Source organism: Streptomyces sp. NBC_00390 (genome assembly GCF_036057275.1).
Classification (GTDB): Bacteria; Actinomycetota; Actinomycetes; order Streptomycetales; family Streptomycetaceae; genus Streptomyces.
This window is the reverse complement of sequence record NZ_CP107945.1, coordinates 631,665-653,375: the sequence shown is the minus strand read 5'-3', so window position 1 is coordinate 653,375 and position 21,711 is coordinate 631,665. Positions and strand designations below refer to the sequence as shown.

Below are 21,711 nucleotides of genomic sequence, written 5' to 3'. Positions count from 1 at the left end.
GTCGGCGTGATACGCAGCCGCAGGCCTCTGGCCGTGTTCGACCTCGACGGGACGCTCGCCGACTCGGGACACCGTCAGCGCTTCCTGGAGCGCAAACCGCGCGACTGGGACGCCTTCTTCGCCGCCGCACCCAAGGACCCGCCACTCGCCGAGGGCGTGGCACTGTGCCTGGAGGCCGCCGCGGAGTGCGAGGTGATGTATCTCACGGGCCGGCCTGAGCGGTGCCGGCAGGACACTCTGGAGTGGATCGCCGCGCAGGTGCTGCCGCAGGGACGCGTGTACATGCGACGCGACGACGACCGGCGGCCGGCGCGCAGGACCAAGCTGGAGATCCTGCGCAGGCTCGGCCGCGACCGGGAGATCCGGATGCTGGTGGACGACGACGAACTGGTGTGCGGCGACGCCGAACGGGCGGGCTTCAGGGTCGTACGTGCCCGGTGGTCGGCCGCTGCGGCGTCGGAGGCGATGCGCGTCGCACAGCAGCGTGAGGGCCGCACCTGACCGGACCCGTACCCCCGTGCCCGCGCCGGATCGCGCCGGTCAGGCGGTGTCCTCGAGCCGGAAGCCGACCTTCAGGCCGACCTGGAAGTGTTCGATCTCCCCGTCGACGATATGGCCGCGCACCTGGGTCACCTCGAACCAGTCCAGTCCCCGCAGGGTCTCGGACGCGCGGGCGATGCCGTTGCGGATGGCCTGGTCGACGCCGTCGGGCGAACTGCCCACGATCTCGGTGACCCGGTAGGTGTGATTGGACATGGGGCCGCACTCCTCTCGATGCGTTGACTCCACCGTGCCCCACCGCGAGGCGGCGCGCGAGGCGACCGGACGGCGCCCCAGCGGGTGCCAGGTGCGCGGCGAGAGGTTGCCCGCGGCATCCGAGGAGGTCTTGACCGGTGCTTTTGGTCCATACCAAAATCCAGCCACACCCGTGCGAGCGCGGCGCGCTTCCCCCCACGTCGGGTCCGTCTCCGTGCCCTCGCAGAAGGTGACCTCTCGTGACGAACCGCTCGCTCGTCCTGTCCACCACACTCCTGTGCACCGTCACCCTCGGCGGCTGCGGGATGATTCCGGGCGCCGGTTCCGCTACGACCACGGTCAGGGTCTGGCTGATGCAGGACAGCGTCTCCGACGAGTTCCTCGAACGCTTCACCACCGCCTACGAGAAGGAGCATCCCTCCGTCGAACTGGACGTCACCTTCCAGGAGTGGACCGGCATCGGCAAGAAGATCACCACGGCGCTCGAGGGCGACAAGGCCCCGGACGTCATCGAGGTGGGCAATACACAGGTGGCCCAGTACGCGGAGAGCGACGCGCTGCTCGACCTCACACTCGAGTCCGTACGCGACCTCGGCAACGAGGAATGGCTGCCGGGCCTCGCGGAACCGGGCAGCATCAACGGCTCGCAGTACGGCATCCCCTGGTACGCCGCCAACCGGGTCGTCATCTACAACAAGGACCTGTTCGCCGGCGCGGGCATCGAGGAGCCCCCGAAGACCCGCGCCGCATGGCTGGAGGTGTCGGAGCAGCTCAACACCGGTGGCAATCAGGGCATTTACCTCTCGGGCCAGGACTGGTACACCCTCGCCGGCTTCATCTGGGACGAGAAGGGCGAGCTGGCCGTCGAGCGGGGCGGCGGCTGGGAAGGGGCGCTGGACACCCCGGCCGCACTGCGCGGCATGCAGTTCTACAAGCAGCTCCAGTCCCACGGCAACGGACCCAGGGACGCGGACGAGATGACACCGCCGCAGACCGACGTCTTCGCCAAGGGCAAGGTCGCCCAGATCATCGCCGTGCCGGGCGCGGCGACCGTCATCGAGAAGGCCAATCCGGCGCTCAAGGGCAAGCTGGGCTACTTCCCCGTACCGGGCAAGACGGCCGAGGCACCGGGCGCGGTGTTCACCGGCGGTTCGGATCTGATCGTGCCGAGGGGTGCGCGGGAACGGGCCGAGGGCGTCGAGGTGGTCAAGGCACTGGCGAGCGAGGAGTGGCAGACGGACCTGGCCACGACGATGAACTACGTCCCCAACAAGACCACGCTCGCGGGCGTCATCGACGGCGAGGAAGGCACCAGGGCGATGGCCGCGGGGGCGGCCCACGGCAGGGCCACCCCGAACTCGCCCCAGTGGGCGGACGTCGAGGCCGACAACCCGATCAAGCCGTACATGACGGCGGTGCTCCAGGGCGCGGACCCCGCCACCGCCGCCCGCGCCGCCTCGAAGCGGATCACCTCCGCGCTGCTTCCCTAGCGGTGCGCAGCCCGGCATTCAGCGTTCGCACATCCCCGCTCCGCCGGACGGTCATGTCGAATCCAGCCGGCCACGGAAGAAGTAAGGAGCCGGACCGCCGCACCTGCGGTCCGTCCCCTTCGTCCGGCAGGAGGCCGCCATGCCCGCATCCCCCCTCGTCGTCCCCGCGCCGCTTCCCCAGGCGCCGTCGCCGGTGCCTGTCCCCACCCTCACCCCTGGCGCCGAGCACGACCAGCCGCGCTATGTCGTCTCGCTCGCCCGCGACCAGGAGGACGTACGCGCCGCCCAGCGGCTGCGCCACCAGGTGTTCGCCGGCGAGATGGGTGCCCGGCTCGACGGCCCGGAGCCGGGGCTCGACATCGATGCCTTCGACATGTACTGCGACCACCTGCTGGTACGCGAGGCCGACACCGGCGAGGTCGTCGGCACCTACCGGCTGCTGCCGCCCGACCGCGCCCGCGTCGCCGGGCGGATCTACTCCGAGAGCGAGTTCGACCTGACCCGCCTTGCCCCCATCCGCGACGACCTCGTCGAGGTCGGCCGCTCCTGCGTGCACCCCCTGCACCGCAACGGCGCTGTCATCGCCCTGATATGGGCGGGGCTCGCCCGCTACATGACCCGCACCGGGCACAACTGGCTGGCGGGCTGCTGCTCCATCCCGCTCGCCGACGGCGGCACGCTCGCCGCCGCGACCTGGGACACGGTGAAGGCCAAGAACCTCGCACCCGAGGAGTACTGGGTCACCCCGCACAAGCTCTGGAACCCCGAATCCGTCGTCCGGCCCGAGGGACGCACCGAGCTGCCGCCCCTGCTGCGCGGCTATCTGCGTCTCGGCGCCTGGGTGTGCGGAGCGCCCGCCCACGACCCCGACTTCGGCGTCGCCGACCTGTACGTGCTCCTCTCGCTGCGCCGCACCAACCCGCGCTACCTGCGGCACTTCCTCTCCCTCGCCCCCGTGCGATGAGCGTCTGGCTGCCCAGCGCGCCCTGCACCCCGCAGGGCTGCGCCACCCGTTCGGGCGCACCCGCCGGCCGGATCGCCGCGACTGCCCGGCTTCTGGCCGGTACTTCGGTGGTCGTCGCCGGGGTGCTGCTCGCACCGGTCGTGGCCCTGTCGGCCGTACTCCTCGGTCCCGGGATCCGCGACCGGCTGGCCCGCCGGTGGGCGCGTGCGGTGCTGCGCTCCTTCGGCGTCCGCGTACGGATCGTCGGAAGCCCGCAGCACCAGCGGGCGTCCCTGGTGGTCGCCAACCACATCTCCTGGCTGGACATCCCGCTGGTCGCGGCCGTACTGCCAGGGCGGATGGTGGCCAAGAGCGAGGTACGCCGCTGGCCCGTCCTCGGGCCGCTCGCCGCCCGCGGCGGCACCTTGTTCCTGGAACGGGACCGGCTGCGCGCCCTGCCGGCCACGGTGGCATCGATGGCGGCGGCGATGCGCGCCGGCTCACGGCTGATCGTCTTTCCCGAGGGCTCCACGTGGTGCGGCCGGGACCAGGGCCGGTTCCGTCCCGCCGCCTTTCAGGCCGCCCTGGACGCGGGCGTCGCCGTCCAGCCCGTACGCATCGGCTACACGCCCACCGGCCCGGCCGCATTCGTCGGCGACGATCAGCTGGGTGCGTCGCTGTGGCGGGTGGTGGCGGCCGGCGGGCTCACCGCGGAGATACGGCTGCTGGAGCCGATCCTCCCGGGAGCCTGCGCCGACCGCCGCTCACTGGCCCGGGCCGCGCAGTCCCGCGTCGCCCGGAGCCGGACCGATCAGCGCGGCCCGGCGAGACTGAGCGCGAATCTGCCCGCCTCGTCGGTCCACCAGCGCGTCAGCTCCATGTCCGCATCGGCGAGTTCCTTGCGCACACCTTCCTGACGGAACTTCGCTGACACCTCCGTGCGCATCTCCTCGCCCGCCTCGAACGGCACCACCAGGTCCAGCTCGGGAATCTTCACGGTCACGGCGTGGCGCGCCCGCAGCCGCATCTCGATCCACTCGTTCCCGCGGTCCCACCGCGCCACATGGTCGAAGTCGGCCGGGTCGACGTCGGCGTCCAGCTCCCGTGCGATGACGGCCAGCACGTTCTTGTTGAACTCCGCCGTCACCCCGGCCGCGTCGTCGTAGGCCCGCACCAGCACGTCCTCGTCCTTCACCAGGTCCGTGCCCAGCAGCAGACTGTCCCCGGGGGACAGCAGCGAGCGCACCGAACGCAGGAACACCCCCCGCTCGGCGGGCAGCAGATTGCCGATCGTGCCGCCGAGGAAGGCGACCAGACGCGGCCCGGGGGTGCCCGGCAGAGCCAGCCCCCGGGTGAAGTCGGCGATCAGCGCATGCACATGGAGCGTGGGCCGCTCGGCGAGCAGTGCCTCCGCCGCGCCGACGAGAGCGCTCTCACTCACATCGACCGGCACATAGCTGTGCAGCTCCGGCAGCGCGTCCAGCAGGTAGCGGGTCTTCTCCGACGAGCCGGATCCCAGCTCCACCAGGGTGCGTGCGCCGCTGGCCGCGGCGATCTCCGGCGCGCGGGCGGCCAGGATCTCCCGCTCCGCCCGGGTGGGGTAGTACTCCGGCAGGCGGGTGATCTCCTCGAACAGCTCACTTCCTCGCGTGTCGTAGAACCACTTGGGCGGCAGTTCCTTGGGCGTACGGGTCAGGCCATGCAGCACATCGGAGCGCAGCGCGGCGTCCGTGGCGTCCTCGGGGAGGGTGCGGGTGAGCAGAAACGGGCTCATCGGTTGGGCTCCTTGAGCTCGGTCAGCAGGACCTCGGCGCGGGTCGCGGTGAGCACGGTGCGATCGGGCGCCTCCTGCCACAGTGGATCGTCGTCGTAGGGCTCCGATGCCACGACCGTGCGGCGGCCGGGCTCCGTCAGGTACCACAGGGTGTCGCCCCATGCGGTCGCGGCGATCTCGCGGCCGTCGGTGAGCAGCAGATTGAGGCGGGAGCCCGGCGCGGCCTCCGCCACCTCGCGGACGGTGTCCGCCAGAGCCTGGCCGAGGCTGTCGCCGGCGCGCAGCCGGTGCAGCACCAGCGCCCACAGCAGCGCCGCATCACAGCGGGACTCCAGGGAGAGAAGGTCCGCCGCGGGAAGCGTCGCCGCCAGCGGCGCCAGGGAGGCGGGCCAGCCCCGCACCGCCCCGTTGTGGCTGAACAGCCAGTTCCCGAAGGCGTAAGGGGCGGCCGCCGCCTCGCCGTCCGCACCCGGCTCGGTCGCATCGCGTACGGCGGCCAGCACCGCGGCACTGCGCACGACCCGGGCCAGATCGGCGAACGGGAGATCCGCCCAGATCGGCCCGGAGCGCCGGTAGCGGGCGGGTACGGGGTCACCCTCCGCGTACCAGCCGACGCCGAAACCGTCCGCGTTGACCGTGCCGTGCCGCTGCCGGCGCGGCGCCCACGACTGGCGCACCAGTGCGTGCGGCGGCTCGACGAGGAGGGCGCCGAGCGGCTGCGGCGTCCCCAGGAAGGCGATGTGCCTGCACATCAGGCCGGACCCCCCGTCTGCCCGTCCGCGTCCCGTGCGGTGCGGAAGCCGGAGAAGATCTGCCGGCGCACCGGCAGGTCCCAGTTGCGGAAGGTACCCCGGCAGGCCACCGGGTCCACGGCGAACGAGCCGCCGCGCAGCACCTTGTACTCGCTGCCGAAGAAGACCTCCGAGTACTCGCGATAGGGGAAGGCGGCAAACCCGGGATAGGCAAGGAAGTCGCTCGACGTCCACTCCCACACGTCCCCGATCAGCTGCCGCACACCCAGCGGCGAGGCGCCCTCGGGGTAGCTGCCGGCCGCGGCGGGCCGCAGATGGCGCTGGCCCAGGTTGGCGTGCGCCGGTGTCGGCTCCTCGTCGCCCCACGGATAGCGCCGCGTCCGGCCCGATCCCGGGTCGTGCCGGGCGGCCTTCTCCCACTCCGCCTCGGTGGGCAGGCGCCGTCCCGCCCAGCGGGCGTACGCGTCGGCCTCGTACCAGCTCACATGGAGCACCGGCTCGTCCGGGGGGACCTCCTCGGTCACCCCGAAGCGGCGGCGCAGCCACACCCCGCCCTCGCGCCGCCAGAACAGGGGCGCGCCGATGCCGTGCTGCCGGATCTGCTCCCAGCCCTCGTCCGCCCACCAGCAGCGCTGGGTGTAGCCGCCGTCCTCGATGAACGCCTGGTAGGCGCCGCAGGTCACCGGCACCGTGTCGATGCAGTACGCGGGCACCACACGCTCGTGCGCGGGCCGCTCGTTGTCCAGGGCCCAGGGCTCGGAGGATGTGCCCATGGTGAACGGGCCTGCGGGGACGAGGACTTCGGATGGAAGCAGCTGCCCGTTCCCGGTCGCCGGCGGCTCGGGTGCGGTCAGTGCCGCCGGGCCCCTTCTGAGCTGATGGGTGATCAGCATGGTCTCGTCGTGCTGCTGTTCGTGCTGGGCGATCATCCCGAAGGCGAACGCCGCGTCGAGAAGCGGACCGCCCTCCAGCGGGGTCCGCTCAAGTATGTCCAGCACCCGCCCGCGGACGTCCGAGGCATACACGCGCGCTTCGGCCGGGGCGAGCAGCGGCAGCGTCGGCCGCAGCGCGCGGGGGTGCTCGAACGCGTCGTAGACCGAGTCGATCTCGGGCCGCAGCGCCTCACGGCCGCCGACGGTACGCAGCAGCCACTGCTCCTCCTGGTTGCCGATGTGCGCGAGGTCCCAGACCAGCGGGGACATCAATGGTGAGTGCTGGGCGGTCAGTTCGTCGTCGTCGACGCACGACGTCAAGGTCGCCGTACGGGTACGGGCGGCGGTGAGCGCCTCCAGGGCGCGCGTGCGCAGGTCGTCGGTCATGTGCCACGTTCCTCGGTCAGGGCGGGAAGGCGCAGATCGTCGGCGGGACAGCGGCCCCGCAGGACATGGCGCTCATGGAATGCGGCGACTGCCTCGATGACGGCCTGGGAGGCGCCGATGCGCTCCAGAGCCTCCAGCGCGGCGGTGAAAGCGGCGGCGGCGGCGTAGTGCAGCTCGGGATCCGCCAGTCCGTGCCGAGCGGCGCGGACCCACAGCGGATTGAGCGGGGCGGGCAGCGAACCGGCCGTCTCGGCGAGCGGCTTGACGGCGCGGTACACCGTCTCGGCCGCCTCCGGATCGTCGAACAGGGCCGCGGTGACCGCGACGGGCACCATCCAGCCGTGTTCGCCGGGCTGGGTGTCGATCATCCGCAGCTCCAGATGGCCGCGCGGGCGCACCGGAGGAAACAGGGTGGTCAGGTGGTATTCGAGATCATTGGCGGTGGGCGGGCGAGGGGCGCCTGAGCGTATCCACCCCCGGAAGCTGAGCCCGTGGGGCAGGTACCACGGCCCTTCGGCACGGCGCACCATCATCACCGGGGCGTCCAGCACATGTCTCGCCCAGGCCGAGCGCGGCTCCGCGTCCAGCGGTGGGGAGAGGGGGCGTACGGGGTCGAGGGAAGCCCACACGGCCTGTCGTGTCGACCGCCAGCCGGTCCGACGCCCCGCACGGAAAGGAGAGTTGGCGAACGCGGCCAGCAGAACCGCGCCCAGCAGATGGGCCAGTCGCCAGCGTCTGCCGTGCCCGAGCGGGCCGGGCTCGGCCTCGCCCGCGTCCAGACAGACCTGGATGGCGGTCGAACTGCACATCATGGCGCGACCCGACGGACCCGATCGGTCCAGATACGACTCCATGGCGTCGTAGCGGGGCTCGTGGAGCAGGCGGCGCGGTGGGTGGTAGGGGTCGAGGCCGAGCCCGGTGAGAGTCAGGCCTGCCGGGGCGAGCGCGGTGCGCACGGCCTCAAGATCGGCGGCGAGGGAGTCGATGCACTCCATCACGGTGGCGGCAGGTCGCGAGCTGAGCTCCAGCTGGCCGCCGGGTTCGAAGGTGAGAGCGGATTGGAGGGGGAGTGCACGTACGTGGTCGTGAGCGGCGGCGAGGCGGTCGGCCGCCACCTGGCGTTCGGGCTGGTCGCGCTCCTGGACCAGCCATTCCAGCTCCGCTCCCAGGGTGCGGGGCGGGCCGGTCTTGAAGCAGATACATCGGAGCAGGTCCTCAGCATCGTCCTCGGATATCGGACGGCCGAAGTCGCCGGTATCGGGTGGGTGCATGATCGGCTCCTCCTGTCGAAGGCACTCTGCCAACCTAAGGCCACGGCCTCGGGTTCGCACAAGGGTGCCCCTGAGGAGGCGAAATATGTTTGCGGCCGCCCTCCGGGGTCAGGGACGATCACCGCCATGAGTGCACGACTACGGGGGATCGCGAAACAGACCGAGGAGATCGTCGGGGCAGGCCGCTACCGTCTGCCCCACGGGAACGAGGTGCCGATGTCCGAGGAGCTCGCCGCGGCGCGGGCGGGCACCAGGATGTACGGCCCCGCAGCCGTACCGGTCACACCGGACACCGACCGCACCACGGCCTTCGAGGTCACGGGCGAGAGCAGCATGGAAGCCGCCCGCCGGCTGACCGGCGCCGGCCCGGAGCCCGTCGCGGTCCTGAACTTCGCCTCCGCCCGCAATCCCGGCGGTGGCTACCTGAACGGCGCGCAGGCCCAGGAAGAGGCCCTGTGCCGCTCGTCGGCCCTGTACACGACGCTTCTGCAGGCCCCCGAGTTCTACGACCACCACCGCGCCGACCGCAGCCCGTTCTACAGCGACCGGGTCATCCATTCGCCGTCGGTGCCGGTCTTCCGCGACGACCGCGGACGGCTGCTGGAGCGGCCGTACACTGTCGGTTTCCTCACCTCACCGGCGCCGAACGCCGGCGTGATCACCAGCCGTGCGCCACAGGAGGCGCACCGCATCCCGGCCGCTCTCGCGTCCCGAGCCGAGCGGGTCCTGGAGACCGCGGCCGAGCGCGGCTACCGCAGACTGGTGCTCGGAGCATGGGGCTGCGGAGTGTTCCGCAACGACCCGGCGACGGTCGCCGGAGCCTTCCACGCGCTGCTCGGGCCGGGCGGCCGGTTCGCCGGTCATTTCGACGAGGTGGTGTTCGCGGTGCTCGACCGCACGGCGGCATCCTCGACGCTCGGTGCCTTCCGCAGCACGTTCGCCGCTCAGCTCCAGCCGTAGCGCTCGCGCAGACGCTGCACGACGGTGTCGAAGCGGGGCCGGTCCAGCGCGCACGCCTCCCGGCGCATACCGTCCTCGTGCACCCGCAGCACACGGTCGAGGTCCACCCACGAGGAGCGGCGCGCGCTGTCCCACGATCCGGTGCCTATCGCCACCCACTCACGGTCGTCGTCATGGGCCTTGCTGGACAGCTGCACGGCGAGCACGGTGCCGGCCTGCTCCCTGGCGACGACCAGCACCGGCCGGTCCTTGCCGCGGCCGTCGTTCTCCTCGAACGGCACCCATGTCCAGACGATCTCGCCGGGGTCGGGATCACCGTCCCGGTCCGGGGCGTACGAGGTGCGCACCGGCCCCACCCGGTTGGGATCGGCCTCGGTCGTGGCCGCGGGACCGCTGCGGCCGGGCAACTGGTCCGCGGGGTCGCAGCCGTTCGGGCGGGAGGAGCCGGAGAAGGTCGTCACGCGGTCACCGTAGGACCTCCGGGCCGTCAGGATCCAGCCGTCCGGCGGCACAGGGAGGCCCTGGGGTGAGGGTGTTGTGAAGCCGCAGGGCATCCGTGCCCCCTGCTCATTTCCGGCCAAGGTGCATCAGCGGCCCCGGAACCGTCTGGAAGGATGCCGAGGGCGATGAGCCATTCACCCGAACAGCCCTTGGAACGTTCCGTCCCCACCAGCGCCGATGTCGCCCGCCTGGCCGGGGTGTCCCGGGCCACCGTCTCGTACGTGCTCAACAACACTGCGGCCGTACGGATCAGTGAGCCGACCCGCCGGCGCGTCCGCGCGGCCGCCGAGGAACTGGGCTACGTGCCCCACGCCGCGGCCCGCAGCCTGCGCGCCGGACACACTCGCATCGTGCTGCTGCCCAGTGCGCACATCCCGGTCGGGCCGCTCTACAGCCGTTTCCTCGGCGAACTCCAGCGCTGCCTGCGCAGCCTCGACTACACCGTCGTCCAGTACGGCGGTGTCGGTCCCGACGGCGATGCGGCTGCCCGTGCCTGGGCCGAGCTGCGTCCCGTCGCCGTCGTGTCACTCGGCGAGGTCGCCCTGACCCCGAGCGGCGTGGACGTGCTCAAGCGCTCCGGCGCCAGAGCCGTGATCTCGCTCGGACCCCGGCGCGTCGAAGGTGCGCACGCGCTCGTGATGGACCAGCGCGAGGTCGGCGGCTGTGCCGTCAGGCATCTGCTCGGGCGGGGCCGTCGGTCGATCGGCGTCGTCATGCCCGAGGAGGACGGCCTGCGGATGTTCTCCGAACCCCGGCTCGAGGGCGCCCGGCGCGCCGCGGCCGGCGCGGGCGCGCGTATCGTGCCGCTGCCGCTGGCGTACGAGGAGGAGCCGGCCCGGGACCTGGCCGCGCGCTGGCGCTCACTCGGCCTCGACGGCGTCTTCGCCTACAACGACGAGTACGCGATGCTGCTGATGCGTGCCCTGCAGGACGAGGGCATCGACGTGCCGGGACGGTCCGCGGTGATCGGCGCCGACGATCTGCCCCTCGGCAGACTCCTGCGCCCGCGCCTGAGCACGGTTCAGATCGAGCTCGTGGAAGGCCGGCGGCTTGCGGAACTCGTCGACCGGGTCGTCCGCGACCCGGGCACCGAGCCCGAACGCCACGATCTGATGACGGCGCGGCCGATCCACCGCGAGTCCAGCTGACCCGCACCCGCGGGCGACGACATGCGCCCCGGGCGGCCGGTGTCTAGCGTCGCTTGCATGAGCACTCATCCGCAGCGCTTCGAGATCCTGGTGGTGCCCGAACACATCGAGGGTGACGACGCCGCCTCGCTGGCGGAACACGCCATCCGCTCGGCCATCGTGGAAGCGACGGGACAGTTCGGCCGCTCCGGATACCCGCGCTATGTCGGGGACGGCGTCGAGGCCGACATCGACCCGGTCACCCGCACGGTCGAGGCACTGCTGGTGGACGGCGCGGAACTGGACTACGGCCTGTCGGTGCGGGTCCTTGACGCGAGGGACGACTGACCCGTGCCGACAGGCTGCCGCACGCGCCACGCGCCGACAGGAGGGCGCAGGGCGGGTGTGGGCCCGCACGTCGGCGGACCCTCCCGCACTGCGGGGCTCCCGCGGCGCGCGGCTCACGCCTCGGCGGCGCCGCTCTTCGTGTCCTCGATCGACTTGCGGACCTGGTCCATGTCCAGTGCCCGCGCCTGGCCGATCACGTCCTCCAGCATGGTCTCGGGCAGCGCACCGGGCTGCGCGAAGACCGCGACCTTGTCACGGACGATCATCAGCGTCGGAATGGAACGGATCTCGAACGCGGCGGCGAGCTCCTGCTGAGCCTCGGTGTCGACCTTGGCGAAGACCAGATCCGTATGACGCTCGGAAGCACCTTCGTAGACCGGCGCGAACTGCCGGCAGGGACCGCACCAGGAAGCCCAGAAGTCGATCAGGATGAAGTCGTTGTCCTCCACGACCTGATCGAAGTTTTCCTTGGTGAGCTCAACAGTGCTCATGACGTGCTACCTCTTCCTGACGCTCGTCGACGTCCGGCGGACTCGCCCCGCACAACGGTGTCCGGGACCGGGCTATTCCTGCCCCTGCCCATGTGGCCGAGGCGCACACCCCGGATCAGACTGGTCCTTATGACCCAAGCTGTGGAGTACGACGTCGTGGTGCTGGGCGGGGGTCCTGTCGGGGAGAACGTCGTCGACCGTGCCAGGGCGGCGGGCCTGAGCACCGCGCTCGTGGAGAGTGAACTGATCGGCGGCGAATGTTCGTACTGGGCCTGCGTCCCGAGCAAGTCGCTGCTGCGCCCGGTCATCGCCCGCTCGGACGGGCGTCGGGTGCCCGGCCTGAGCGCGGCGGTGCAGGGACCGCTGGACACCGGCGCGGTGCTGGCCTGGCGCGACGAGCGCGTGGGCAACTGGAAGGACGAAGGCCAGGTCGGCTGGCTGGACTCGATCGGCGCGCGTGTCTACCGCGGCCACGGCAGACTCCACGGCCCGAAGGCGGTTGCCGTGGAAGGCCCGGAGGGCGAGCACCACCTCCTCACCGCCCGGCACGCCGTCGTGGTGAGCACCGGAAGCCGCGCCGTACTGCCCGGCATCCCCGGCCTCGAGGGTGCCAGGGCGTGGACGAGCCGTGAGGCCACCAGTGCCCGGAAGGCACCCGGCCGGCTCGCGGTCGTCGGAGGAGGTGTGGTCGGCACCGAGATGGCAACGGCCTGGCAGGCACTGGGATCGCAGGTCACGCTTGTGGTGCGCGGCGGGGGACTGTTGCCGCGCATGGAACCCTTCGTCAGCGAGTACATCGTCGACGCACTCGTCGAGGCCGGCGCCGATGTCCGGCTGAACGCGTCGGTGCGTGCGGTCGAACGCGCCAACGGCTCGGGGCCGGTCACGCTGGTGCTGGACGACGGCGGGCGCGTCGAGGCCGACGAGGTGCTCATCGCGACCGGCCGCGCACCGCGCACCGATGACATCGGTCTCGAGACCGTCGGCCTGGAGCCGGGCTCCTGGCTGCCGGTCGACGACAGCTGCCGGGTGGAGGGCAGTGAATGGCTGTACGCCGTCGGTGATGTGAACCACCGTGCCCTGATGACCCATCAGGGCAAGTACCAGGCCCGCATCGCGGGCGCCGCCATCGCCGCACGGGCACAGCACGTGCCCCTGCTGGAGACCGACCGCTGGGGCGCGCACACCGCGACCGCCGACCACGCCGCGCTGCCGCAGGTGGTGTTCAGCGACCCGGAGGCGGCGGCCGTCGGCCTCTCGCTCGCCGAGGCCGAGCGGGCGGGCCACCGGGTTCGCGCCGTCGACTACGACCTGGGCGCGGTGTCGGGTGCCGGGCTGTATGCGGACGGCTACCGCGGCCGCGCCCGTATGGTCGTCGACCTTGACCGCGAGATCGTGCTCGGCGTCACCTTCGTCGGGCCGGGCGTCGGCGAGCTGCTGCACTCGGCCACGATCGCGGTCGCGGGTGAGGTGCCCGTCGACCGGCTGTGGCACGCGGTTCCGGCCTTCCCGACGATCAGCGAGATCTGGCTGCGGCTGCTGGAGACGTACCGCGGCAACTGAGCGCATTCGGCCCCGCCTTGGTGCCCGGGCGGGGCCGAACCGCGTCCAGAACCTTGACGTCCGGTTCCGGTCGGCCGATTCTGAGAGCGCTCTCAAGGGTGCTCTCCGAGCCGACCAGGAGGTTGAGTGTGCTTGCCACAAGGAAACTGCCGGCGTCGAGGAAACTTCCGGCATTACTCATCGCCCTGCTGCTGTGCGCAGCGGGATTCACGACCGCAGGGCCGACCGTGCGCGCCGAAGCCGCGGTACCCGCGACGATTCCACTGAAAGTCACGAACAACTCGGGCCGCGGCGAGCCCGTCTACATCTACAACCTCGGCACCCTGCTCAGCACGGGGCAGCAGGGCTGGGCCGACGCCAACGGCACCTTCCACCCCTGGCCGGCCGGCGGGAATCCGCCCACCCCCGCGCCCGACGCATCCATCGCGGGACCCGCGAGCGGTCAGTCCAGGACGATCTGGATGCCGAAGTTCTCCGGCCGGATCTACTTCTCCTACGGGCAGAAGCTGGTGTTCAAGCTGACCACGGGCGGGCTGGTGCAGCCGGCCGTTCAGAATCCGAGCGACCCCAACCGCAACATCCTCTTCAACTGGTCGGAGTACACCCTCAACGACTCCGGTCTGTGGATCAACAGCACCCAGGTGGACATGTTCTCCGCCCCCTACGCGGTCGGCGTCAAGGCGGGCAACGGAGCCGTACGCAGCACCGGGCGCCTCAAGCCCGGGGGCTACAACGGCTTCTACAACGCGCTGCGCGGCCAGCCCGGAGGTTGGGCCAACCTGATCCAGACCCGCCCCGACGGCACTGTGCTCCGGGCCCTCGCCCCCGGTCACGGCATCGAAGCCGGCGCGCTGCCCGCGGGCGTCATGGACGACTACATCAACCGGGTGTGGAGCAAGTACGCCACCTCGACTCTGACGGTCACGCCGTTCGCGAACCAGCCGAACACCAAGTACTACGGCCGGGTCTCCGGCGGTGTCATGAACTTCACCAACAGCGCCGGCGCCGTCGTCACCTCGTTCCAGAAGCCCGACTCGGACAGCGTCTTCGGGTGCTACAAGCGGCTGGACGCTCCCAACGACCAGGTACGCGGCCCCATTTCACGCACCCTGTGCGCCGGACTCAACCGCTCCACACTGCTGGTCAACCCCAGCCAGCCGGACACGAGCAGCGCGAACTTCTACCAGGACGTGGTGACGAACCACTACTCCCGCAAGATCCATGCGCAGATGGCGGACGGCAAGGCCTACGGCTTCGCCTTCGACGATGTCGGCGCGCACGAGTCGCTGGTGCACGACGGCAACCCGCAGGAGGCATACGTGACGCTCGACCCGTTCAGCTGACCCCGTATCGGCCGCTCCCGGCGCACGCCAGGGGGCGGCCATCGCGTGGTGATCACATGGGGCATGCTTGGCCCAGTGAGCGTGCTCTCCGGCTTTCTGCCCATCTGGGCGATCACGGCGGTCGGCTGGGCGGCCGGCCGCTTCGACGTGCTCGGCCATCAGGCGCAGGCCGTCCTCGGGCGGTTCGCCTTCGCGTTCGCCATGCCGGCGCTGCTGTTCCTGACCCTGTCGCGCGCCCGGCTCTCCGAGCTCGCCGGTCCCGGGGTGGCGGTCTTCGCCGCCAGCCTCCTCATCGTTTTCGCCCTGGGCCTGGCCCTGGGCCGTCTGGTGTTCCGGCGACGGCAGGCCGACCGGGCCATCGGTGCGATGGCCGGTGCCTACGTGAACTCGGCCAACCTCGGCATTCCGGTGGCCGTACACGTCCTGGGCGACGCCTCGTTCGTCATCGCCGCGGCGCTGTTCCAGACCCTGTTCATCACTCCTCTGATCCTGGTCCTGATCGATGCGGAGGTACGGCGCGGAGCGCAGGGCCGGTGCGGGCGGATCCTCCGCCTGCCGCTGCGCAACCCGATCATCGCGGCGTCAGCGGCCGGCGCGACCGTGGCGGCACTGGGCCTTCGTCTGCCGGAAGAGGTCACCGCCCCGGTCCAGATGCTCGGTGGCGCGGCCGTCCCCGCCGCGCTGTTCGCACTCGGCATGTCGCTGAACGCGCGGGCCGCCGGCCGCCCGAGCGCCGGCGGTCGCGCGGAGAGGCGGGTGCTGGTCGCGCTGAAGATAGCCGTGCAGCCGCTGCTCGCCTATGCGCTGGGGCGCTGGGTCTTCGGCATCGAGGGGCGCGACCTGTTCGCGGTGGTGCTGTGCGCGGGTCTGCCGACGGCACAGAACGCGTTCATCTTCGCTTCTGAGTACCGCCTCGACACCGCCCTCGCGCGCGACACGGTGCTGCTTTCCACGCTGCTGTCCATGGGATCGCTGTCCCTGATCACCTGGCTGCTCGCGTGAGCAACCAGGTGAGTCATCGCGTGAGCGGCTCGCCGGACATGGCCGATGCCATCCGCAGATGCGGTGCCGCGTCCTCCGGCCTGCCCTGCCGCTCCAGGGTGCGTCCCAGCATCAGTCGCGCGTAGTGCTCCACAGGGTCGCGCTCCAGCACGGCACGCAGCTCCGCCTCGGCCCGGCCCAGCTGTGCGGAGTGGTATTAGGCCCGGGCGAGCAGCAGCCGGGGAGCGACCTGCTCAGGAGCCTCCTCGACCAGTCCGCTCAGGATCCGGGCCGCCGTCGTGTACTCCTTGGCGTCGAAGAACAGTCCCGCCCAGTCCCACCGCTCGGCGGCGGTTCCGTACTCGTAGTAGCTCTCGCTCACTTGTCTCTCCTCCTGGCGGCCGGACGTGTGACCTGCAACATCCAGGGATTGTTGAATATTCCACTATAGTTTTGGAGTGGGGGGCCGACCTCCGGACCCCGTACAGGAATAGGTTGTGCGCCATGAGCAATCTCGATCGTCAGGCCGCACTGTCCGTCTGCGGCGGTCGGGGATTCGTCGTCGCCGAACCCGTCCGTGAACTCCTCAGCCCCCGCCAGGTCCCGCTCGGCGAGTCCACCGTGGTCCGGCGGTTGCTGCCCAATCTGGGCCGGCGCATGGTCGGCGCCTGGGCCTTCGTCGACCACTACGGACCTGACGACATCGCGGACGAGCCCGGCATGCAGGTGCCGCCCCATCCGCACATGGGCCTGCAGACCGTCAGCTGGCTGCACGAGGGGGAGGTGCTGCACCGCGACAGCACGGGCGTCAAGGCCACCATTCGCCCCCGCGAACTGGGCCTGATGACCTCCGGCCGGGCGATCAGCCACTCCGAGGAGAGCCCCAGGTCCCACGCCCGCTTTCTGCACGGCGCGCAGCTGTGGGTCGCGCTTCCCGACGGCCACCGCGATGTCGAGCCGCACTTCCAGCACCACAGTGACCTGCCACGGGTCACCGCGCCCGGCCTCACCGCCACGGTCATCCTCGGGACCCTCGACGGCGCCGCCTCCCCTGGTACGACCTACAGCCCGATCGTGGGCGCGGACCTTGCCCTCGCCCGCGGGTCCGAGGCGATGCTGCCCCTCGACCCCGACTTCGAGTACGCGGTGCTCGCGATGTCGGGCGAGGTGAACGTCGACGGGGTACCCGTGCTCCCCGGATCGATGCTCTACCTCGGCTGCGGCCGCACCGAACTACCGCTGCGCGCCGAGTCCGACGCGGGACTGATGCTCCTGGGCGGCGAGCCGTTCGACGAGGAGATCGTCATGTGGTGGAACTTCATCGGGCGGACCAACGAGGAGATCGCACAGGCCCGTTCGGACTGGATGGACGGCACCCGCTTCGGCGAGGTGAAGGGCTACGACGGCGGACCGCTGGCGGCACCCGAACTGCCCGCGACGCCGCTGAAGCCGCGAGGGCGCGTGCGCTGACCTGCGGCGCCACCTCAAGAGTCTGGAGCGTTCCGCCCATCTCCTTGAGCTTTCCGGCCACGGCCTCGGTCTCGAAGTCCCAGGTGAGCACACCAACTGCTGTGGCCTGCGTCGAGCTCGCGGCCGATGCGCGCCACGTCCTCGTCGGTCATCGTGAGGCCCTTGTGGAAGAACTCGCCGATGACCCTGCCTCCGACCCCGCTCGCGAGGGCACCGCCGGCCCGACGCTGTGGGGCTCAATCCGGGTGCCGTGGCTCGGCCTGCCGATGAGCCGGGTTCGTGAACGACTGCCGATGAGCAGCGCGCGCTTGTTGCCAGGTCTGCTGCGTGATCAGGTTCTGGTCCCGGAGTCTGTCCAGGACGATGTCTCCGCGTGGTGTCTCCACGGCACGGGTCACCGCTGTGACCGTGTGTTTCTGCTCCGCGGCCGGTCGCCGCGCAGGTCGGCTTCGACGGCTTGCGCTGCGGCGGTGAAAGGGTCCTGCGGGGCTGCGTCTGCGGCTTCGGCGAGGTGTCGGCGCGCTGTGTCGCGGTCGCCGCGGGCGAGGGCTGCGTCGTAGCGCCCCATGGACAGGGCATGGCTCAGTGCGTCGCGGTCGGTGGTCATGCTGGTGCCGGGCGCCAGGCATAAGGCTTCTGCGGCTTTGGCGAAGCGAGTCTCTGCGACGTATGGCTCGTGTGCGGCGAGAGCGAGGTGACCGAGCCGCAGAAGGACGTCGGGGTTCAAAGGGCGCAGGGTGTGCGGCTGGGTCCAGACGGTCTGTGCTTCGGCGGGGCGTGCGAGCTGCTCGAAGCAGTCGCCGAGGCGCAAGAGTGCAAGGGGGCCGGGTTCGTGTCCGGGGCTGGGCATGCAGCCGAGGGTGTGGCGCAGGTCTTGTCGGCCGTGGTGAAGTCCGCTGAGAGGTAGGCGCTTTCGGCACGGAGCATGAGAGCTTCGGTGGTGTCGTGGATGTGCAGGGCGCAGTTCGCGAGGACCCAGTCGAGGAGTTTCTCGGGTGTGGGTGGTGTGGTCGGCCGGGTTGCCGCCGTACGGGAGTGTCCTGGCGGTGGCGATGACGAGGGGTCCGCAGGGGGGCTCGCTGGAGCCAGGGCTGCAGGGTGGTCAGTGCGGCCTGGGGGTGGCCGCTGGTGAGGAACTGTGCGGCGGTGTCCAGGACGGGGCGGGTGTCGCTGATGGAGATGCGGATCTCGTCCGGGGTCAGTGGTGCTGCGGCCGCGCGGCCGGCGGCGTGTCATGGTCACCGCATCAGTGCTCGGCCTCGTACCTGTGCACGCGTTCGGCCAGCGGAGGAGGTGTCTCGGCGAGACCGGTGACGGACCCGCTCGCCATGCGCGCGCACACCCCCGCGCAGGCGAGGAGTTGTTTGTCGCTGTGGTGCGAGACCACCGCCGCGTCCGTGTCCGGTGCGGCCCGGTAGTCGGTGCGGCAGACGATGCAGACCAGCCCGGCAATCATCTCCTCGGACGGTTCTGTACGGCTGTGACGGCGGTTCGAGATCGCGTCAGGCGAATACATGGAAGCGTTCCCTCTTGCTCATGGCGTGACAGCGGGACCGGAGCGATTCTTGGAGCGGGTGCCAGGCGTTTTCTTGGGCCGTCGCGGGCCCGGTGGTCGGGTCGACGATTCGTTGGCGTCGTTGCGCGCTACGTGGTTACCGGCGAGTCCTGCCCTCTCCCGGGGCCGATGCGTCCGGCCGCGCCGTTCCTGGAGGCGTCCGCCACAAACGATGACGGCCGAGGTGCGCGGGGTATCGCCCCTGCGTATCGCCACCGTACTCTCGTCCGCGCTCCGAGTGGAACAGTCCGCCTCCAGGAGGCGAGGGAACACTCTGTCTGCAGCGCGTGAGGCGGGCCGCGTCGGCCGTCCAAGCGAGGCCATGACGAGACCGTCCGACCGCCTGGACGCGAACCGGTCCGGGCCCCGGACCGACCGGCGTACGAGGCGGCCGGCGACGATTCCCTGTCCGTTTGCCGCTACGCCCCGGCGAGTTCGCGCACCACCGCCATATCGCTGAAAGGGAGCAGTTCCTCACCCACGATCTGGTACGGCTCGCTGCCCTTCCCCGCGACCACGACGATGTCGTCCGGTCCCGCGGCGGACAGGGCGAAGCCGATCGCCCGACGGCGGTCGGTGAACCGTTCGAACGGTGTGCCGGTCGCCGTGAGACCAGGGGTGATCTGGTCCAGGATCGTCTCGGGGTCTTCGGTGCGGGGGTTGTCCGAGGTGAGGACGCACAGGTCGGAGTGGGTCCCGGCGATTTCCCCCATCTCGGCGCGCTTGGTGGTGTCCCGGTCCCCGCCGCAGCCGAAGAGGGTGATGACCCGGCCGGTGGCGAAACCCCGGATGGTGGCCAGGACCTTCTCCAGGGAGTCCGGGGAGTGGGCGTAGTCCACGATCACGGACGTGCCGCGCGGGGTCTCGAAGCGTTCGAACCGGCCGGGGATCGGAGGCATCCGGTCGAGCGCGGCGACCAGCCCCGCCAAGTCGTGACCCAGGACATGGCAGGCCGCCACAGTGGCCAGTGCGTTGGCCACGGAGAACCGGCCCGGGACGGGGATCGCCGCCGGGTACTTGCGGCCGTCGTGATGCAGGGTGAAACGCGTGCCGGAGGCGTCCACGACGAGTTCTGTCGCCCGGTAGTCCGCCTCGGCGTCCAGGGCGTACGTGGTCACCGCGCCGGGCATCATCGCCTGGATTCCGGCGCCCACCGGGTCGTCGGCATTGACCACCGCGCGCCGGCACAGACCCCGGAACAGGCGCAACTTGGCGTCCCGGTAGTTCTCCATCGTTCCGTGGTCGTCCAGATGGTCCTGAGTCAGGTTGGTGAAGACGCCGACGTCGATGAAGGAACGGTCGACCCGGTGCGTCAGCAGGCCCATCGACGTGGCCTCCAGCACGACGCTCCCCGCCCCGCGGTCGCGCATGCACCCCAGCAGGTACTGGAGGTCCGGCGACTCCGGCGTGGTCAGCACCGACCTCGGCATCGGGATCACTTCGTCCCCGATCCGGCTGCCTGCAGTCCCGATGACCCCCACCTCGGCGCCCTCTGCGATCCGCAGTACGGACTCCACCATGTACGACACCGACGTCTTTCCGTTGGTGCCGGTGATCGCCACCATGTCCATCTGCCGCCCCGGCTCGCCGTGGTAGCGAGAGGCAACGACCGCGGCTGCGGTCCGCGCGTCCGGTACGCGCACGGCGCACACGTCCGCGGTCCACACCGACGCCGGAAGATCGGGCGCTCCTCCCTCGAGGAGCACGGCCGCCGCGCCGCGTGCGAGGGCCGGCCCGACGGACTCGGGGCCGCCCCCGCGGTGTCCGGGCACCGCGATGAACAGCGAACCCGGCGACACCCGGTGGGCGTCGAAGCACACTCCCGCGGTGATTCTCGTCTCCGGACTGCCCTGAAGAACCTCGTGGTTGTGTCCGGCCAGGAGCTTGCTCAGCTTCATATGATCCCTTCAAGGTGGCTTGACCGGTCGCGCGGCCGTGGCCGAGCGGCAGCGGCGCCCAGCGCCTACGGTGTGCCGATAACTGCGGAAAGTGAGCCACGGGGCGGGGCGGTGCCCCGGGCGGGGCGCGGCCGGATCGGGGCCGCCGGGGCTGAGCCCAGGCTGGTACAGGGACCCGGACGGTGACCTGGGCCGGAGGGCCGGGAGAACGGGAGAAACGGGGGCCGGGGAGAGGCCGCTGAGAATCGCTAGCCGTGGCCGTGCAGCGCCGTGCGGCCGGTCTCCGGCGCCTCGACGTCAGCTGCATGCGAAGGGGCGACGGCTGCCGCGCTCGTGGCAGCCGGGCACAGCGTGCGGAGTGCCTGCCGCAGGCACTTCCTCGTCACGTATGTGCAACCCATGGGGCGAGTGTACGGCCGGGAAAGCGGCTCGATTCCCACCCGCGGCCGGGCTACGCGGAGGGAACGAAGAGAGCCGGGGCCGCCGGAGCGCGACCGCCGGGGGTCGGGACGCGGCGCACGGCGCCGGACGCTCGTGAGGGCTGCGGTGACGAGGAGTGGGCGTGTGCGGCGACGGTCAGAACGCCGAGGGCGTAGCCGCCGTCATCGACGACCGGACAGGCGCGGAGTTCCCGCGTCCGCATGTCGTCGAGCGCCGAGGAGAGGGACACTCCGGGACGGGTGAAGGGGCCGCGTTCGTGGACGATGGCGCTGACGGCGGTGCGTTCGGTGTACCAGGACCGCGCTCGGTACGGGCCGAACTGCGCTCGCGTGACAAGGCCGACGCAGAGACCGTCATGTCCGTGCAGGACGAGGAAGTCGGCGTCGGCGACGTTGAGGATGTCCAAAGCTGCGTCGACCATGGTGTCGACAGCGATCTGCGGGTCGGCCGGTCCCATTGCGTCGGCCACCGTGGCCGAACCCCATCCGTCCGCCGGCGAGTGAAGCTTGTCGATGGTCATACTCATGTCGTTGACCCGCCCCTGAGCTCGTCTGCACGCGCCCACTGTTGTTGCTCGCCGAAAACGACATCAGCCTCGGAGCCGATGCACGAAGGGTTCTCGGTGGCCCCACCGTACACCGGCCGCAGGCCGACACCGTGGGCGTCACAGCTGATCCGGCCCGCAGACGGCCCGCCGGACGGCCCCACCGAGGGTGACCGGCCGAGCT

The 21,711-nt window shown here is 71.0% G+C and carries 23 protein-coding genes and 1 pseudogene; 11 read left to right on the top strand and 13 right to left on the bottom strand.

Annotated features, from left to right (window positions below; genetic code table 11):
* Positions 1 to 6: 6 nt before the first annotated feature.
* Positions 7 to 501: a phosphatase domain-containing protein gene (locus OHS70_RS02660; protein WP_328393210.1), complete on the top strand. Its 495-nt coding sequence runs from the start codon at positions 7 to 9 to the stop codon at positions 499 to 501.
* A gap of 39 nt (positions 502 to 540) precedes the next feature.
* Here the strand turns inward: OHS70_RS02660 and OHS70_RS02655 are convergent, their stop codons facing one another.
* Positions 541 to 756 carry a dodecin gene (locus OHS70_RS02655; RefSeq protein WP_328393208.1) on the bottom strand — a complete coding sequence of 72 codons (216 nt, stop codon included), beginning with the start codon at positions 754 to 756 and terminating at the stop codon, positions 541 to 543.
* Between the two features lie 239 nt (positions 757 to 995).
* Here OHS70_RS02655 and OHS70_RS02650 point away from each other — a divergent pair, with 239 nt between their 5' ends.
* From OHS70_RS02650 to OHS70_RS02640, 3 genes are all read left to right on the top strand, one after another.
* Positions 996 to 2,246, top strand: a complete 1,251-nt coding sequence (locus OHS70_RS02650) for an extracellular solute-binding protein (protein WP_328393206.1) — start codon at positions 996 to 998, stop codon at positions 2,244 to 2,246.
* Between the two features lie 139 nt (positions 2,247 to 2,385).
* Positions 2,386 to 3,210, top strand: coding sequence for a GNAT family N-acyltransferase (locus OHS70_RS02645; RefSeq protein WP_328393204.1), 825 nt, complete (start codon positions 2,386 to 2,388; stop codon positions 3,208 to 3,210).
* Positions 3,207 to 4,106 carry a lysophospholipid acyltransferase family protein gene (locus OHS70_RS02640; RefSeq protein WP_328393202.1) on the top strand — a complete coding sequence of 300 codons (900 nt, stop codon included), beginning with the start codon at positions 3,207 to 3,209 and terminating at the stop codon, positions 4,104 to 4,106. The genes OHS70_RS02645 and OHS70_RS02640 overlap by 4 nt, the downstream gene beginning before the upstream one ends.
* Here OHS70_RS02640 and egtD read toward each other — a convergent pair.
* The 4 genes from egtD to egtA are packed head-to-tail and all read right to left on the bottom strand — an operon-like array spanning position 4,001 to position 8,305.
* Positions 4,001 to 4,963, bottom strand: a complete 963-nt coding sequence (gene egtD, locus OHS70_RS02635) for an L-histidine N(alpha)-methyltransferase (RefSeq protein ID WP_328393200.1) — start codon at positions 4,961 to 4,963, stop codon at positions 4,001 to 4,003. The two genes, OHS70_RS02640 and egtD, sit on opposite strands and share 106 nt — an antisense overlap.
* Positions 4,960 to 5,715, bottom strand: a complete 756-nt coding sequence (gene egtC, locus OHS70_RS02630) for an ergothioneine biosynthesis protein EgtC (RefSeq protein WP_328393198.1) — start codon at positions 5,713 to 5,715, stop codon at positions 4,960 to 4,962. Before egtC ends, egtD begins: the two co-directional genes overlap by 4 nt.
* The gene (gene egtB, locus OHS70_RS02625) at positions 5,715 to 7,034 is read right to left on the bottom strand and encodes an ergothioneine biosynthesis protein EgtB (RefSeq protein WP_328393196.1); all 1,320 of its coding nucleotides are present in this window, start codon (positions 7,032 to 7,034) and stop codon (positions 5,715 to 5,717) included. The genes egtC and egtB overlap by 1 nt, the downstream gene beginning before the upstream one ends.
* Positions 7,031 to 8,305: an ergothioneine biosynthesis glutamate--cysteine ligase EgtA gene (egtA, locus tag OHS70_RS02620; RefSeq protein ID WP_328393194.1), complete on the bottom strand. Its 1,275-nt coding sequence runs from the start codon at positions 8,303 to 8,305 to the stop codon at positions 7,031 to 7,033. Before egtA ends, egtB begins: the two co-directional genes overlap by 4 nt.
* A 126-nt stretch (positions 8,306 to 8,431) precedes the next feature.
* Here egtA and OHS70_RS02615 point away from each other — a divergent pair, with 126 nt between their 5' ends.
* The gene (locus OHS70_RS02615; protein ID WP_328393192.1) at positions 8,432 to 9,265 is read left to right on the top strand and encodes a TIGR02452 family protein; all 834 of its coding nucleotides are present in this window, start codon (positions 8,432 to 8,434) and stop codon (positions 9,263 to 9,265) included.
* On the opposite strand, the gene OHS70_RS02610 is transcribed toward OHS70_RS02615, so the two are convergent.
* Complete coding sequence (locus OHS70_RS02610) at positions 9,250 to 9,726, bottom strand: type II toxin-antitoxin system PemK/MazF family toxin (protein WP_328393190.1); 477 nt, start codon at positions 9,724 to 9,726, stop codon at positions 9,250 to 9,252. The genes OHS70_RS02615 and OHS70_RS02610 overlap by 16 nt on opposite strands.
* Positions 9,727 to 9,891: 165 nt before the next feature.
* On the opposite strand from OHS70_RS02610, the gene OHS70_RS02605 reads away from it, so the two are divergent.
* Both OHS70_RS02605 and OHS70_RS02600 read left to right on the top strand, forming a co-directional pair.
* The gene (locus OHS70_RS02605; RefSeq protein WP_328393188.1) at positions 9,892 to 10,914 is read left to right on the top strand and encodes a LacI family DNA-binding transcriptional regulator; all 1,023 of its coding nucleotides are present in this window, start codon (positions 9,892 to 9,894) and stop codon (positions 10,912 to 10,914) included.
* Positions 10,915 to 10,971: 57 nt separating this feature from the next.
* Positions 10,972 to 11,241: a hypothetical protein gene (locus OHS70_RS02600; protein ID WP_328393186.1), complete on the top strand. Its 270-nt coding sequence runs from the start codon at positions 10,972 to 10,974 to the stop codon at positions 11,239 to 11,241.
* Between the two features lie 113 nt (positions 11,242 to 11,354).
* Here the strand turns inward: OHS70_RS02600 and trxA are convergent, their stop codons facing one another.
* Positions 11,355 to 11,732 (bottom strand): thioredoxin, encoded by a 378-nt coding sequence (trxA, locus tag OHS70_RS02595; RefSeq protein ID WP_328393184.1) that lies wholly within the window; start codon positions 11,730 to 11,732, stop codon positions 11,355 to 11,357.
* 129 nt (positions 11,733 to 11,861) lie between these two features.
* Between trxA and OHS70_RS02590 the strand changes: the two genes are divergently transcribed.
* The 3 genes from OHS70_RS02590 (at position 11,862) to OHS70_RS02580 (ending at position 15,640) form a co-directional block, all read left to right on the top strand.
* Positions 11,862 to 13,295 (top strand): dihydrolipoyl dehydrogenase family protein, encoded by a 1,434-nt coding sequence (locus OHS70_RS02590; RefSeq protein WP_328393182.1) that lies wholly within the window; start codon positions 11,862 to 11,864, stop codon positions 13,293 to 13,295.
* 179 nt (positions 13,296 to 13,474) lie between these two features.
* The gene (locus OHS70_RS02585; protein WP_443062721.1) at positions 13,475 to 14,638 is read left to right on the top strand and encodes a glycoside hydrolase family 64 protein; all 1,164 of its coding nucleotides are present in this window, start codon (positions 13,475 to 13,477) and stop codon (positions 14,636 to 14,638) included.
* A 75-nt stretch (positions 14,639 to 14,713) separates the two neighbouring features.
* Positions 14,714 to 15,640, top strand: a complete 927-nt coding sequence (locus OHS70_RS02580; RefSeq protein ID WP_328393180.1) for an AEC family transporter — start codon at positions 14,714 to 14,716, stop codon at positions 15,638 to 15,640.
* A 13-nt stretch (positions 15,641 to 15,653) separates the two neighbouring features.
* On the opposite strand, the pseudogene OHS70_RS02575 reads toward OHS70_RS02580, so the two are convergent.
* A pseudogene (locus OHS70_RS02575) lies at positions 15,654 to 16,001 on the bottom strand (tetratricopeptide repeat protein).
* A gap of 122 nt (positions 16,002 to 16,123) precedes the next feature.
* Between OHS70_RS02575 and OHS70_RS02570 the strand changes: the two are divergent.
* The gene (locus OHS70_RS02570; RefSeq protein ID WP_328393178.1) at positions 16,124 to 17,089 is read left to right on the top strand and encodes a pirin family protein; all 966 of its coding nucleotides are present in this window, start codon (positions 16,124 to 16,126) and stop codon (positions 17,087 to 17,089) included.
* A gap of 394 nt (positions 17,090 to 17,483) precedes the next feature.
* Here the strand turns inward: OHS70_RS02570 and OHS70_RS02565 are convergent, their stop codons facing one another.
* The 5 genes from OHS70_RS02565 to OHS70_RS02545 form a co-directional block, all read right to left on the bottom strand.
* Positions 17,484 to 17,939, bottom strand: a complete 456-nt coding sequence (locus tag OHS70_RS02565; protein WP_328393176.1) for a tetratricopeptide repeat protein — start codon at positions 17,937 to 17,939, stop codon at positions 17,484 to 17,486.
* A 396-nt stretch (positions 17,940 to 18,335) separates the two neighbouring features.
* Positions 18,336 to 18,605: a hypothetical protein gene (locus OHS70_RS02560; protein WP_328393174.1), complete on the bottom strand. Its 270-nt coding sequence runs from the start codon at positions 18,603 to 18,605 to the stop codon at positions 18,336 to 18,338.
* Positions 18,606 to 19,063: 458 nt separating this feature from the next.
* Entirely contained in the window at positions 19,064 to 20,542 is a 1,479-nt protein-coding gene (locus tag OHS70_RS02555; RefSeq protein ID WP_328393172.1) for a UDP-N-acetylmuramoyl-L-alanyl-D-glutamate--2,6-diaminopimelate ligase, read from the bottom strand.
* A 248-nt stretch (positions 20,543 to 20,790) separates the two neighbouring features.
* Positions 20,791 to 20,943: a hypothetical protein gene (locus tag OHS70_RS02550; RefSeq protein WP_328393170.1), complete on the bottom strand. Its 153-nt coding sequence runs from the start codon at positions 20,941 to 20,943 to the stop codon at positions 20,791 to 20,793.
* A 50-nt stretch (positions 20,944 to 20,993) separates the two neighbouring features.
* Positions 20,994 to 21,509: a CBS domain-containing protein gene (locus OHS70_RS02545; RefSeq protein WP_328393168.1), complete on the bottom strand. Its 516-nt coding sequence runs from the start codon at positions 21,507 to 21,509 to the stop codon at positions 20,994 to 20,996.
* Positions 21,510 to 21,711: the final 202 nt, after the last annotated feature.

Bases quoted from the DNA above. Each gene is read 5' to 3' on its own strand.
- OHS70_RS02655 (WP_328393208.1), bottom strand. From the start codon at position 756: ATGTCCAATCACACCTACCGGGTCACCGAGATCGTGGGCAGTTCGCCC.
- OHS70_RS02645 (WP_328393204.1), top strand. From the start codon at position 2,386: ATGCCCGCATCCCCCCTCGTCGTCCCCGCGCCGCTTCCCCAGGCGCCG.
- OHS70_RS02640 (WP_328393202.1), top strand. From the start codon at position 3,207: ATGAGCGTCTGGCTGCCCAGCGCGCCCTGCACCCCGCAGGGCTGCGCC.
- egtD (WP_328393200.1), bottom strand. From the start codon at position 4,963: ATGAGCCCGTTTCTGCTCACCCGCACCCTCCCCGAGGACGCCACGGAC.
- egtC (WP_328393198.1), bottom strand. From the start codon at position 5,715: ATGTGCAGGCACATCGCCTTCCTGGGGACGCCGCAGCCGCTCGGCGCC.
- egtB (WP_328393196.1), bottom strand. From the start codon at position 7,034: ATGACCGACGACCTGCGCACGCGCGCCCTGGAGGCGCTCACCGCCGCC.
- egtA (WP_328393194.1), bottom strand. From the start codon at position 8,305: ATGCACCCACCCGATACCGGCGACTTCGGCCGTCCGATATCCGAGGAC.
- OHS70_RS02615 (WP_328393192.1), top strand. From the start codon at position 8,432: ATGAGTGCACGACTACGGGGGATCGCGAAACAGACCGAGGAGATCGTC.
- OHS70_RS02605 (WP_328393188.1), top strand. From the start codon at position 9,892: ATGAGCCATTCACCCGAACAGCCCTTGGAACGTTCCGTCCCCACCAGC.
- OHS70_RS02600 (WP_328393186.1), top strand. From the start codon at position 10,972: ATGAGCACTCATCCGCAGCGCTTCGAGATCCTGGTGGTGCCCGAACAC.
- trxA (WP_328393184.1), bottom strand. From the start codon at position 11,732: ATGAGCACTGTTGAGCTCACCAAGGAAAACTTCGATCAGGTCGTGGAG.
- OHS70_RS02590 (WP_328393182.1), top strand. From the start codon at position 11,862: ATGACCCAAGCTGTGGAGTACGACGTCGTGGTGCTGGGCGGGGGTCCT.
- OHS70_RS02570 (WP_328393178.1), top strand. From the start codon at position 16,124: ATGAGCAATCTCGATCGTCAGGCCGCACTGTCCGTCTGCGGCGGTCGG.
- OHS70_RS02565 (WP_328393176.1), bottom strand. From the start codon at position 17,939: ATGCCCAGCCCCGGACACGAACCCGGCCCCCTTGCACTCTTGCGCCTC.
- OHS70_RS02560 (WP_328393174.1), bottom strand. From the start codon at position 18,605: ATGTATTCGCCTGACGCGATCTCGAACCGCCGTCACAGCCGTACAGAA.
- OHS70_RS02555 (WP_328393172.1), bottom strand. From the start codon at position 20,542: ATGAAGCTGAGCAAGCTCCTGGCCGGACACAACCACGAGGTTCTTCAG.
- OHS70_RS02550 (WP_328393170.1), bottom strand. From the start codon at position 20,943: ATGGGTTGCACATACGTGACGAGGAAGTGCCTGCGGCAGGCACTCCGC.
- OHS70_RS02545 (WP_328393168.1), bottom strand. From the start codon at position 21,509: ATGAGTATGACCATCGACAAGCTTCACTCGCCGGCGGACGGATGGGGT.